The organism is Massilia timonae (genome assembly GCF_001866515.1).
Taxonomy (GTDB): domain Bacteria; phylum Pseudomonadota; class Gammaproteobacteria; order Burkholderiales; family Burkholderiaceae_D; genus Telluria; species Telluria timonae.
In genome coordinates, this window is sequence record NZ_JRYB01000001.1 from 2,013,906 (window position 1) to 2,026,497 (window position 12,592).

The window sequence follows — 12,592 nt, forward strand, 5'->3', positions numbered from 1 at the left end:
CGCACCAGGCACACAACTTTGGAGAAGCAAGATGAAAGACATGCCCAACGATCTGCGCAACCAGACGCTCGCGCTGGTCAACGCCAACCAGTCCGCCGACAGCGCCCAGGTCAATGCCCTGACCGCCGCCTGGATCGGATCGCTCGACGACGAAGACCTGGCCGGCACCGCGCCGCAAAGCCTAGCGCCGGTGCTGGTGGAAGGGTTCTCGCAACTGGCCCAGCGCAGCGGCCCCGGCGCCCAGATCGCCACCATGCGCTACTCGGACGGCCGCGGCGGCATCGCCACCGCACTCTTGATTCTGAACGACGACCGCCCCTACCTGGTCGACTCCTTCGTGATGGCCCTGCGCCGCGAACGCCTGACCGCCGCCGGCGTGATGAACGCCGTGCTGCCGGTGCGGCGCGACGGGCAGGGCGTGGTGGTCGCGGTCGGCGAAGCCGGCAGCCCGCTGGAATCGATCGTCCTGTGCCTGCTGAACGATGAACTGCAGTTCGAAGAACTGGACAAGCTGACCGCGCGCCTGCGCATGGTCGCCAACGACGCCGCCACCGTGCAGCGCGACGCCGTCGCCATGGGCGACCGCATGACCGCCGTGGCCGCCGCCGCCGCCGCCGCCGGCACCCCGGAAGGCCAGGAAGTCGCGGCCTTCCTCGAGTGGGCCAAGAACGAAGGCTACGAGCCGTTCGGCTACGCCTACTACGTCGTCAAGCCGGGCGCGCGCGAACTCGAACGCGACATCCCGAGCCGTATCGGCGTGCTGAAGGATACCGCGCACCCGGTCTATGGCACCTGCCTGGCCAGCATTCCGGGCGACTTCGAAACCCTGTCGCTGCGCGCCGAGAACCTGTCGATCGTCAAGGCCGACGTGGCCGGCACCCTGCACCGCGACGCGCCGCTGGACTTCATCGGCGTGCGCGACCTGGATGCGCAAGGCAAGATCCTGGGCGAGCACTGCTTCATCGGCCTGTTCACCCGCGCCGCCACCTCGACCCCGCTGGCGCGCCTGCCGTTCGCGCGCGGCCGCGTGGCGCGCGTGCTGTCGATCGCCGGCGTGCGCCAGGAGGGCTTCCGCGCCGAGAAATTCATCGAGATCCTCGAATCGCTGCCGCGCACCGAAGCGCTGGAAGCCGAGCCGGAATGGCTGGCCGAAGTCTGCAGCGCCGTGGTCTCGCTGTACAAGCAGCCGCGCGCGAAGGTGTTCGCGCGCCGCGACGTCTACCAGCGCCACCTGAACGTGCTGGTCTACCTGCCGCGCGAGCGCTTTTCCGCCGCGGTGGCCGCCAGCCTGGCCGGCGCCCTGAAGGAAAGCTCGGGCGCGCGCGACGTCGACGTCCAGACCCTGGTGGCCGACGGTCCGCTGGCGCGCGTCTACCTGATCGCGCACGCCGCGCGCTATCCGCTCGACCTGGAAAGCGACATCCAGCGTCCGCTGCTGGGCGTGCTCGATGGCTGGCACGACCGCTTCGCCGAGTTGATCAACTCGGTCGACGAAAGCCGCCAGCGCAGCCTGATGCGCAAGATCGTGCCGACCCTGCCGGTCAACTTCGTCACCGCGACCGCGCCCGAAACCGCGTTCCGCGACGTGCACGCGCTGCTCACCAAATGCCGTCCGGACCGCGTGACCGCGCGCATCGAGAACGATGACGCCGCCGGCGCCTCGATCCGCCTGTATTCGAGCGAGACCGTGCCGTCGCTGTCGCGCATCCTGCCGGCGCTGCAGAACGCCGGCATCGCGGTCGACCGCGAGCAGACCTACCGCCACACCGGCCTGGACGGCGTGCGCCGCTACGTGACCGCGCTGACGGTCGACGCCGAGAGCGCGGCCAAGCTGGCCAAGCCGGGCATCGCCCACGTGGCCGAAGAACTGTTCAGTGCCCTGTTCAACGACGAGGCCGAAGACGGCCGCATGAACGGCCTGACCATCGAAGGCGGCCTGGCGCTGCGCGAAGTGCAGCTGGTGCGCGCCTACATCAGCTACTGGCGCCAGCTGGGCTCGAAATTCTCGGTGCGCTACATGGCCGAGACCCTGCGCACCCAGCCGGCCCTGGTGAAGGAATTCGTCGCCGGCTTCATCCAGCGCTTCGACCCGGCCCTGAGCATTGAAGAGCGCAACGAAGGCAGCAGCAAGCTGACCACCCTCAAGACCGGCCTGCCGAGCGTGAATCACGCCGACACCGAAGAGATCATGGGGGCGCTGGTCGACCTGGCCCTGGCCACCGTGCGCACCAACTACTTCCAGAACAGCGGCGAGAAGATCATCTTCAAGGTCGACACCAGCAACCTGGCGCTGGCGCCGGAGCCGCGTCCCTACCGCGAGATCTACGTGTTCTCGCGCCGATTCGAAGGCGTGCACCTGCGCGGCGGCCCGGTCGCCCGCGGCGGCCTGCGCTGGTCGGACCGCATGGAAGACTACCGCACCGAGGTGCTGGGCCTGGTCAAGGCGCAGATGGTCAAGAACGCCGTCATCGTGCCGGCCGGCTCGAAGGGCGGCTTCGTGTGCAAGCAGATGCCGGCCGGCGCCCCGCGCGACGTGGTGGCGGCCGAGGGCGAGGCAGTCTATCGCCTGTTCATCGCCAGCCTGCTGGAAGTGACCGACAACCGCGTGCAGGGCGAGATCGTTCCGCCTGCTGCGACCGCGCGCCATGACGGCGACGATCCTTACCTGGTGGTGGCGGCCGACAAGGGCACCGCGACCTTCTCCGACATCGCCAACAGCATCGCGGTGGAACGCGGCTTCTGGCTGGGCGACGCCTTCGCATCGGGCGGCTCGAACGGCTACGACCACAAGAAGATGGGCATCACCGCCAAGGGCGCGTTCGAAGCGGTCAAGCGCCACTTCTACGAACTGGGCCACGACCTGGCCAACAACCCGATCACCGTGACCGGCGTCGGCGACATGTCGGGCGACGTGTTCGGCAACGGCGTGCTGCTGTCGCGCCAGCTGAAACTGGTGGCGGCCTTCGACCATCGCCACATCTTCCTCGATCCGACCCCGGACGTGGCGGTGTCGTTCAAGGAGCGCGAGCGCATGTTCGCGCTGCCGCGCTCGTCGTGGGAAGACTACGACAAGAACCTGATCTCGGCTGGCGGCGGCGTGTACCCGCGCAATGCCCGCTCGATCGAGCTGTCGCCGCAGATCCGCGAAGTGCTGGGCATCGAGGAGACCTCGCTGCCGCCTCAGGAACTGATGCACCGCATCGTCAAGGCGCCGGTCGACCTGTTCTACAACGGCGGCATCGGCACCTACATCAAGGCCTCGACCGAGACCCACGCGCAAGTCAAGGATCGCGCCAACGATCAGATCCGCGTCAACGGCAATGAACTGCGCTGCAAGGTGGTGGCCGAGGGCGGCAACCTGGGCGCGACCCAGGCCGGCCGCATCGAGTTCGCGCTCGCCGGTGGCCGCATCTTCACCGATGCGATCGACAACTCGGCCGGCGTGGATTGCTCGGACCACGAAGTCAACGTCAAGATCTGGCTCGACACCGAAGTCAACGCCGGCAAGCTGCCGGAAAGCGACCGTAACCGCATCCTGAACGAGATGACGGGCGAGATCGAGCGCCTGGTCTTGCGCGACAATACGCTGCAGACCCATTTGCTGACGCGCGAAGTGCAGGCGCAGGCCAATAGCGCGGTGGTCGACGGCTACATGGCCCTGATCGGCAACCTGGAAGCCGAAGGCGCGGTCTCGCGCGAGCTGGAGCAGTTGCCGCTTGATGCCGAACTGCAGCGCCGCAAGTCGCTGGGCCTGGGCCTGACGGCGCCGGAGCTGGCGGTCGTGATCGCCAACGTCAAGAACCGCTTCAAGCGCACACTGGCGGCGCTGCCGCTGACCGACGAGGTGTGGGCCGACTCGCTGCTGCGTCCTTACTTCCCGGCCCAGCTGGTGGCGACCCGCGATCCGCTGGACCATCCGCTGGCCAACACCATCCTGGCCACCGTGCTGGCCAACGAGGCGGTCAACCGCTGCGGCCCGCTGATGCTGCGCGACCTGGCGCTGGAACACCGCATCGACGAGACCGAAGTGGTCAAGGCCTGGGCGCGCGCCTGGGCGGCGCTGCACCTGGCCCCGGTATTCGAGGCGCTCGACCATGACGCCCTGGTGGTGCCGCGCGACGTCTCGGTCGCGGTCGACAACCGCAGCCGCGCCATGCTGCGCGCCGTGGTCGAAGGCGTGCTGTCGCTGCCGGCCAATTCGGAAGGCCTGAAGGAACTGTCGACCCTGTTCGCCGAGGCCGATGGGAGCCAGGCGCCGCAGATCCGTTCGGAGGCCGACGGCCATACCGGCCTGCCGGTGCCGTTCGCGGCGGCCTGGAAGGCGGTCGAGATCATCGAATCGCAGGCCTCGTTCCTGTTCGCCGCCGTGTCGGTGCAGCGCCCTGGCGGCATGACCCTGTTGCAGTTCCTGCAGATCGGCACCGTGCTGCGCCAGAAGGTCGGCATCGATACGCTGGAACTGGGCCTGAAGCTGCCGGCGCAGAGCAAGTCGCAGGAACAGCTGCGCAACTATGCGCTGCAATCGCTGCGCCGCGCCCAGCAGCGCCTGCTGCTGCAGGTGATCGAGCGTGCGGGCCAGGATGGCAATATGGAAGCGGCGGTCGAGGAAGTGATGGCCGCGCGCGGCCTGACCGGCTTCGCCCAGCCGGCCGACCTGGAGCAGGCGATGCTGGACGTGTGGGCCTTGTCCGAAGGCCTGAGCCCGGAACGTCTGGCGGCCTGAATCGTGAGCGCATTGCCTGAAGCAGTGCGCGCGCTGGCCGAGGCGGATTTCGCCTCGGTCGCGCAGCGCTTCGAGCGCGCCGGCTTTGCGGTCGCGCAGCCGGCGTCCGGCGTGCTGACCGTCAAGGCGGCGACGCCGGATGCCGGCCGTCCCAGCGTGCTGGTGTCGGTGGGCGTGCATGGCGACGAGACCGGGCCGATCGAGATGGTCGCCTGGCTGGTCGAGGCGCTGTCGCGCACGCCGGAAGCGCTGGCGGTGGACCTGATGCTGTGCGTCGGGAACATCGACGCCATCCGTCTTGGCAAGCGCTTCGTCGATGCGGACCTGAACCGCATGTTCCGTGCCGAGCGCGGTTCGCTGGCCGGGACCTTCGAGGCCGGCCGCGCCGACGTGCTGATCGATGTCACGCGCGCCTTCTTCGAAGGCAGCGGGCCGCAGCGCTGGCACCTCGACCTGCACACGGCGATCCGGCCTTCGCACTACCCGATGTTCGCGATCGTGCCGGAGCTGATCGAGGACCGGGCCCGTGCAAGCCTGATCGCGTGGATGGGCGAGGCCGGGATCCAGGCCATCATCATGAATCCGGCATCGGCCGGCACCTACAGCTACTTCACGTCCGAGCACCTCGGCGCGGCCGGCACCACGGTCGAGCTGGGACGGGTCGGCACGCTGGGGCAGAACGACCTGTCGCAGTTCGCCGATGCGGCCAGGGCGCTGGAGCGCCTGCTGCGCGGGCAGCCTGCCGGTGAAGCCAAGGCGGCGCCGCACGTGTTCGCGACGGCGCGCTCGATCATGAAGCTGTCCGACGCGTTCAGCATGCGCGTGGGCCGCGAGACCTGGAACTTCACGCCGATGAAACGGGGGGAGGTGATCGCGCTGGATGGCGACACGGTCTATACGGTCGAGCATGACGAGGAACTGGTCGTGTTCCCCAACCCCGACGTGCGAGTAGGACTGCGCGCCGGGATCATGGTGGTGCGCATTCTCTGAAGCGCAGTGCACAGAAGAGCGGGCCGCGGCTCGCTCTCTTGCCTTCTGCACGAATCCTTCCGGCGGGCTAGACTGGACCTCCTTGAAAAGCAGGAGGCACCATGAGCAAGCTGTTCTCTCCCTATTCCCTGGGCACTCTCGAGCTGTCCAACCGCATCGCCATCGCCCCGATGTGCCAGTACTCGGCCGTCGACGGCCTGCCCACCGACTGGCACATGATCCACCTCGGCAACCTGGCCCTGTCCGGCGCCGCGCTCCTGATCATCGAAGCCACCGCCGTCACCCCCGAAGGCCGCATCTCGCCGGACGACCTGGGCCTGTGGTCCGATGACCACGCCACCGCGTTGGCGCCGGTGATCGCCGCGATCCGCCGCCATTCCCCGATCAAGGTCGCGGTCCAGCTGGCCCACGCCGGGCGCAAGGCGTCGAGCGAAGTGCCGTGGGAAGGCGGCGCCAACATCCCGCCCGACCAGCCGCGCGGCTGGCAGACCGAGGCCCCGTCCGCGGCGCCGCATGCCGACGGCGAGACCGTGCCGCTGGCGCTGGACGCCGACGGCCTGGTGCGGGTGAAGGACGCCTTCGTGGCCGCCGCCCGCCGCGCCCAGGCGCTGGGCCTGGACGCGATCGAGCTGCACGGCGCCCACGGCTATCTGCTGCACCAGTTCCTGTCGCCGCTGGCCAACCACCGTGACGACGCGTATGGCGGTTCGCTGGAGAACCGCATGCGCTACCCGCTCGAGGTGCTGGCCGCCGTGCGCGCGGCGGCGCCGGGGATGACGGTGGGGATGCGCATCTCGGCCACCGACTGGGTCGAGGGCGGCTGGGACCTGGAGCAGAGCGTGCGCCTGGCCCAGGCATTGAAGGCCCAGGGCTGCGACTTCATCCACGTCTCGACCGGCGGCGTCTCGCCCCTGCAGCAGATCCCGCTGGGGCCGGGCTACCAGATCGAATTCGCCGAGCGCATCAAGCGCGAGACCGGCTTGCCGACCATCGGCGTGGGCCTGATCACCGAGGCGCGCCAGGCCGAGGACATGCTGCAGCGCGACCAGGCCGACGTCATCGGCCTGGCGCGCGCCATGCTGTACGACCCGCGCTGGCCGTGGCATGCGGCGGCCGAGCTGGGCGACCAGGTGTTCGCGCCGCCGCAGTACTGGCGTTCGCAGCCGCGCGAGCACAAGGAACTGTTCGGCGATACGCGGCTGCGCCAGCGCTGATCCGTTCGCGCCATTTTTTTGCAGTCCAGCGCGGCTTTATCGCAGTTCGTCGCATGCAGATGGCGACGGGGCAGGGGGCTTGCTAGAGTGCCATCACTCGAACAACAACCTGATTGGACTGCCATGCGTACCATTGTCGCCCTTGCCTCCCTTGCAGCGCTCACCGGCTGCGCCATCATTGTCGCCCCAGGCGATGGCGACACCCGCGTGCATACCGCGTGGAGCAGCGATGCGAAGGAAGGCAACGGCGTCGCCGCGCGCGACCAGCGCGCGATTGGCGCACTGCCGGCCATCAGCGTGAGCGGCTCGCTGCCGGTCGAGGTACGTGTCGGCCCGGCGCCGTCGCTGGTGGTCGAGGCGGATAGCAACCTGCTGCCGCTGATCCGCACCGAGACCGAGGGCGACACCCTGCGCATCTATTCCGAAAAAAGCCTGCGCAGCAAGACTCCGTTGCGCATCGTGTACACCGTGCCGCGCCTTTCCGAGGTGCGCGCTTCCGGCGCGACCCGCGTCGAAGTGAGCGATCTGGCTGGAACGCCGCTCGACGTACGCAAGAGCGGTTCGTCCGAAGTGCGCCTGAGCGGCAAGGTCGGCAACCTGAATGCGCGCTCCAGCGGCTCGGGCCTGCTCGACGCGAGCCGGCTGCAGAGCGACGGCATCGACGCGACCCTGTCGGGATCGAGCCGCATGCGCCTGGGGCAGGTGAAGGGGGATCATGCGCGCCTGGATCTGAGCGGATCGAGCTCGCTTGACGCCAGCGGCGCGGTGCGCTCGCTGAGCGCCCGCGTGAGCGGCTCGGCCAGCGTCGACCTGGCCGACCTGAAAACCGAGGACGCCGACCTCGGCGCCAGCGGTTCGGGTGGCATCCGCGCCACGGTGAAGCAGTCGCTGTTCGCCCGCACCTCGGGCTCGGGCGGCATCCGCGTGTATGGCCACCCGGCCCAGCGCAGCATCACCGGCGACCGGGTGCACCTGCTGGATTGATCAGATCAGGTTGTCCAGCAGGTCCGGACCGAACACTTCGCGGTGCAGGCGTTCGGCCGGGGCGCCGTCTTCCAGCAGCGCATTCCACTGCGCCTGCATGAACGGCAGCGGGCCGCACATGTAGACATTGGTCTCGCCGCGCGGCCACTTCGGCAGGCGCGCCAAGTCCATGAAGCCGGGCAGGGTGCCCGCATTGTTACCGGACTCGTTGCCCTGTTCGAGGAAGGTCACCACTTCCAGGTGCGGCATGCGCGCCCGGGCCGCCGCGATGTCCGCCTGGTGCGGATGGTGTGCGGCGCAGCGCGCGGCGTGCGCGAAGATCACGCGGCGCTGCGGATTGACCAGGGCGATGCGATTCAGCGCGCCGATCATCGGCGTGATGCCCACGCCGGCCGACAGCAGCACCACCGGCTCGTCGGACTCGGTATCCGGCAAGAAGTCGCCGAAGGGATGGCTCACCTGCAGGATGTCGCCCACTTTCACCTTACTGTGCAGCCAGTTCGACACGGCGCCGGCCGGGATGTCGGCCTTGCCTTCCTCGCGCTTGACCGAGATGCGCATCGAATCAAGACCCTGCGCATCCGACAGGCTGTACTGGCGCAGCTGCCTGAACCCGTCGTCGAAGATCGCTTCCACGCTCACGTACTGGCCGGCCTTGAACGGCGGCAGCGGCCCGCCATCCTGCGGCACGAAGCGGATCGACAGCACGTTCTCGCTTTCGCGTACCACTTCCGTCACGCGCATCGGACGCAGATGGCCAGGCTCGATGCCGGCGTCGGCATACATTCTGGCTTCGGCGTCGATGAAGACCTTGGCCAGCGAGCCATAGGCTTCTTCCCAGGCTTTCATCAACGGTTCGACGGCGGCGTCGCCCAGGGTCGACTTGATCGCGCCCAGCAGATGGAAACCGACGATCGGGTACTTGTCGGCGGTCAGGCCGACCGAGACGTGCTTGTGCACGATGCGGCTGACCACCGGACCGAGGGCGGCGGCGTTGTCGATGTTGGCGGCATAGGCGAACAGCGCCGAGGCGAGCGACTGCTGCTGCACGCCGCTGGCCTGGTTACCCATATTGAACAGCTTGCGCAGCTCCGGGTGGGCCTTGAACATATTGGCGTAGAAGGTCGTCGTGATGGCAGGACCGTGCTGGCGCAGGACGGGAACCGAAGCGTCGATATAGGGGCGGGAAGCGGCGGAAATCATGGAAGTTCCTTGATAGATGCAATTTAAAAGCATGTTTGAAGGCTGAAAAAAGCCCGCCTGTGGGTCTTCGTGTGCGGGCAACGGCAAGTCGACGGAAGAAATTCTATCAAAGATGCTCTGCAAATGCAGCTTATTTAAACTCCTTGTTTAAACTAATTATTGCGAGGGAGGCGGACTCACCTATAATCGCAACTTCGTTTTTGAGACTGTTGAGCTGCGGCCGTCGCCGCGATCACTACCGCGCATCGAAGGACTCGCCGTGAACCAGACCCTGGGCCAGAAGCTGTTACGTACCAAATCGGCAGCACGCCATCACGAGGAAACCGCCAGCGTCGGCGTCGCCGGCGCCGTGCCCGGCCTGCATCGTTCGCTCGGCCTGTTCCCCCTGACCATGATCGGCGTCGGCGCCACGATCGGCACCGGCATCTTCTTCACGATGGTCGAAGCGGTGCCGAAGGCCGGCCCTGCGGTCGTGCTGTCGTTCCTGCTGGCGGCGCTGACCGCCGGCCTGACCGCGCTGTGCTACGCCGAACTGGCCGGCCGCGTGCCGGCCTCGGGCTCCTCGTATTCCTTCGCCTACGCCACCGTCGGCGAATTCGCGGCCTTCATCGTCGCCGCCTGCCTGCTGCTCGAATACGGGCTGGCGGCCAGCGCGACCTCGATCGGCTGGTCCGACTACCTGAACAACTTCTTGATGAACGCGTTCGGCTGGCAGATACCGGAGCAACTGCGCTCGCCGATGTTCGTCTCGGACCACCATAACGTGACCTTCCATCCGGGGAACATCAACCTGCCGCCGATCCTCCTGGTGATCATGTGCGGCTTCCTGCTGGTGCGCGGCGCCAAGGAGTCGGCCACCACCAACGCCATCATGGTGATCATCAAGCTGGCGATCCTGGTGTTCTTCGCCGCGATCGCCTTCACCGGATTCGACGCCAACAACTTCCAGCCCTTCTTCAATATGAACGAGGCCTCGGGCTATGCCGGCATGGCCGGCGTGACCGCCGCCGCCGGCACCGTGTTCTTCTCCTTCATCGGCCTGGACACCATCGCCACCGCCGGCGAAGAAGTGAAGGACCCGCGCCGCAACGTGCCGATCGGGATCCTGGCCGCGCTGATCATCGTGACCGTGTTCTACATGCTGGTCGCGGTGGCCGCCATGGGCGCCCAGCCGGCCCATATGTTCGAAGGCCAGCAGGCCGGCCTGTCGGTGATCCTGCAGAACGTGACCGGCCAGGCCTGGCCGGCGCTGGTGCTGTCGGCCGGCGCCGTGGTCTCGGTGTTCTCGGTGACCCTGGTGACGATCTACGGCCAGACCCGCATCCTGTACGCGATCAGCCGCGACGGCCTGATCCCGCAAGTGTTCCAGAAGGTGAGCGCGCGCACCCAGGCGCCGGTGAAGAACACCATCATCGTGTGCGTGGTGGTGGGCCTGGTGGCCGGCAGCGTCGACTCCACCTTCCTGTGGGATATGGTGAGCATGGGCACCCTGACCGCCTTCATGGTGGTCTCGATCGCGGTGCCGGTGATCCGCAAGCGCCAGGGGCTTGATGCGCCGCCGGGCTTCCGCGTGCCGTTCGGCCCCTACGTGATCCCGGGCCTGTCGGTGCTGGCCTGCCTGTACATCATGAAAGACCTGTCGCCGGCGACCTTCCGGGTGTTCTTCATCTGGATGGCGGTGGCGGTCGTCGCCTATTTCGGATACGGCATGCGTAACAGCCGCCTGAACAAGGCAAAGTAGGATGGACAAGTTCGAACGACGGCGCGACCGTTTCGCGCTGTTCGACGGCATGGACAGCCCGTCGGTCAACCTGTGTTTTCCGCTCGAGCTGCCGGACTTTCGCCCGTGGTGCAAGCAGCAGGACCTGGCGCCATTCCACGTGCTGCTGTGCGCGGTGCTGCGCTCGGTCCTGAAGATCGAGAACTTCCGTTATCGCATCCACGACGACGAAGTGATCCGCATCGAGCGCCTGATCCCGTCGTTCACCGTCAAGAACCTCGACGACGACCTCAATTTCGCGACCTTCGACTGGTCGGATGACCTGCGCGAATTCGTCGCGCGCGGCCGTGCGGCCGGCGTCGAAGCGGCGAACATGACAGGACTGAACCAGCGCTACGCCACGCTGTCGCCGCGCGACGCCAAGGACCAGGTGTTCGTCACCTGCATTCCATGGCTCGAGTTCACGGCGATCCAGCATCCGACCACGCGCGTCGGCCGCTCGGATATCCCTTCGCTGGCCTGGGGGCGCTTCCGCGATGGCGCCGACGGCAAGCTCGTGCTGCCGTTCTCGGTGCAGGCCCACCACGGCTTCGTCGACGGCTTCCATATCTACCAGCTGGGCCAGCAGGTAGCAAGCGAACTGGCCGCGATGATGCGTCCTACTTCACCAGTGGCCGCACGTACTCCAGCAGGCTGACCAGGGTCTTGCCCGGTTCTTCCCACGGCGCCATGTGGGCCGAACGCTCGAACCAGACCGCCCGCTTCGACGGCGCCTTGACTTGCGCCAGCCAGGCCTCCGTGGGCGCGGTCGGCGTCGTGTAGTCGTGGCGGCCCAGGAACATCACGACCGGCACCGGGAATTCCCTCACCTTCGAATAGTCGACCTCGACGAATTCCGGCAGCAGCCGGCCCAGCGTGAGCAGGCTGCCGGCGTCGATGGCCTTGACCTGCTCCATCGTGTAGTCGGGCGAGAGCAGCGGTCCCTTGAAGAAATAGGTCGATTCGCTGCGCCAGGCCGACAGGCCGCCGTAGTGCTGCGGCCACTTGCGCGCGGCGACGATGCGCTCGCGGGTGATCGGCTGCTTGCCGGGGTAGGGGGCGATCGCCTGCAGCTCCTTCAACGCCTGCTTGTCGTCGTGGATGCGCGCCTGCTCCAGCGCATATTCGAAGCTGATGCGTTCATTCTCGCGCACGCTGATCACCTGGCCGATGCCGACGTAGGCGTGGAACAGGTCGGGGCGCTTGAGCGCCGCCGCCATCGAGATCACGGTGCCCCAGCTGTGCGCCATCAGCACCAGCTTCTGCTGGCCGTAGCGCCCGCGCAGGTGTTCGGCCACCTCGATCAGGTCGTCGACGTAGCGCTCGATGCGGATCGTTTCGCCCACGATGGCGGGATCGGCCTCGCCATAGGTCTTGCCGGCGCCGCGCTGGTCGTAGTTGGCGACCGTGAAGAATTCCTCGATCGGGCGCTGGAACTGCCACATGGTCGGCGTGATGGGCGAAGCCGGGCCGCCGTGCACGAACAGGATCATCGGATTGGCACGGTCCTGCCCGCGCACATTGATCCATTGGTCGATGCCGCCGATGCGGGTTGTATAGGATTCCTGCACGCCGTGCGGCGCCACGATGCGCTGCAGGTCTTCGACCGCGGCGCGGGCCCCGGCCAGCCGCTTCGCGTCGCTACTGTCCTGTGCCGAGACGTTCGCGCACAGCATGCCCAGCGCGGCCAGGCAGCACACCAGGGTGTTCTTCATCTCG

The 12,592-nt window shown here is 67.4% G+C and carries 8 protein-coding genes; 6 read left to right on the forward strand and 2 right to left on the reverse strand.

The window, feature by feature from the left end; genetic code table 11:
* Positions 1-31 precede the first annotated feature (31 nt).
* The 4 genes from LO55_RS08705 to LO55_RS08720 all read left to right on the forward strand — a co-directional run bounded on the left by LO55_RS08705 (position 32) and on the right by LO55_RS08720 (position 7,911).
* A complete protein-coding gene (locus LO55_RS08705; protein WP_071361162.1) occupies positions 32-4,723 on the forward strand; it encodes an NAD-glutamate dehydrogenase domain-containing protein in 4,692 nt (1,563 codons plus the stop codon).
* A 3-nt stretch (positions 4,724-4,726) separates the two neighbouring features.
* Positions 4,727-5,713: a succinylglutamate desuccinylase gene (locus tag LO55_RS08710; RefSeq protein ID WP_071361163.1), complete on the forward strand. Its 987-nt coding sequence runs from the start codon at positions 4,727-4,729 to the stop codon at positions 5,711-5,713.
* Between the two features lie 101 nt (positions 5,714-5,814).
* On the forward strand, positions 5,815-6,927 hold the full coding sequence (locus LO55_RS08715; protein WP_071361164.1) for an NADH:flavin oxidoreductase/NADH oxidase: 1,113 nt from the start codon (positions 5,815-5,817) through the stop codon (positions 6,925-6,927).
* Positions 6,928-7,050: 123 nt separating this feature from the next.
* Positions 7,051-7,911, forward strand: coding sequence for a head GIN domain-containing protein (locus LO55_RS08720; protein ID WP_071361165.1), 861 nt, complete (start codon positions 7,051-7,053; stop codon positions 7,909-7,911).
* On the opposite strand, the gene LO55_RS08725 is transcribed toward LO55_RS08720, so the two are convergent.
* Positions 7,912-9,114: a globin domain-containing protein gene (locus LO55_RS08725; RefSeq protein WP_071361166.1), complete on the reverse strand. Its 1,203-nt coding sequence runs from the start codon at positions 9,112-9,114 to the stop codon at positions 7,912-7,914.
* Between the two features lie 259 nt (positions 9,115-9,373).
* On the opposite strand from LO55_RS08725, the gene LO55_RS08730 reads away from it, so the two are divergent.
* Both LO55_RS08730 and LO55_RS08735 read left to right on the forward strand, forming a co-directional pair.
* The gene (locus LO55_RS08730) at positions 9,374-10,855 is read left to right on the forward strand and encodes an APC family permease (protein WP_071361167.1); all 1,482 of its coding nucleotides are present in this window, start codon (positions 9,374-9,376) and stop codon (positions 10,853-10,855) included.
* A gap of 1 nt (position 10,856) precedes the next feature.
* The gene (locus LO55_RS08735) at positions 10,857-11,531 is read left to right on the forward strand and encodes a CatA-like O-acetyltransferase (RefSeq protein WP_071361168.1); all 675 of its coding nucleotides are present in this window, start codon (positions 10,857-10,859) and stop codon (positions 11,529-11,531) included.
* Here the strand turns inward: LO55_RS08735 and LO55_RS08740 are convergent.
* The gene (locus LO55_RS08740; protein WP_071361169.1) at positions 11,494-12,588 is read right to left on the reverse strand and encodes an alpha/beta fold hydrolase; all 1,095 of its coding nucleotides are present in this window, start codon (positions 12,586-12,588) and stop codon (positions 11,494-11,496) included. The genes LO55_RS08735 and LO55_RS08740 overlap by 38 nt on opposite strands.
* Positions 12,589-12,592 lie beyond the last annotated feature (4 nt).

Bases quoted from the DNA above. Each gene is read 5' to 3' on its own strand.
- LO55_RS08705 (WP_071361162.1), top strand. From the start codon at position 32: ATGAAAGACATGCCCAACGATCTGCGCAACCAGACGCTCGCGCTGGTC.
- LO55_RS08715 (WP_071361164.1), top strand. From the start codon at position 5,815: ATGAGCAAGCTGTTCTCTCCCTATTCCCTGGGCACTCTCGAGCTGTCC.
- LO55_RS08720 (WP_071361165.1), top strand. From the start codon at position 7,051: ATGCGTACCATTGTCGCCCTTGCCTCCCTTGCAGCGCTCACCGGCTGC.
- LO55_RS08725 (WP_071361166.1), bottom strand. From the start codon at position 9,114: ATGATTTCCGCCGCTTCCCGCCCCTATATCGACGCTTCGGTTCCCGTC.
- LO55_RS08735 (WP_071361168.1), top strand. From the start codon at position 10,857: ATGGACAAGTTCGAACGACGGCGCGACCGTTTCGCGCTGTTCGACGGC.
- LO55_RS08740 (WP_071361169.1), bottom strand. From the start codon at position 12,588: ATGAAGAACACCCTGGTGTGCTGCCTGGCCGCGCTGGGCATGCTGTGC.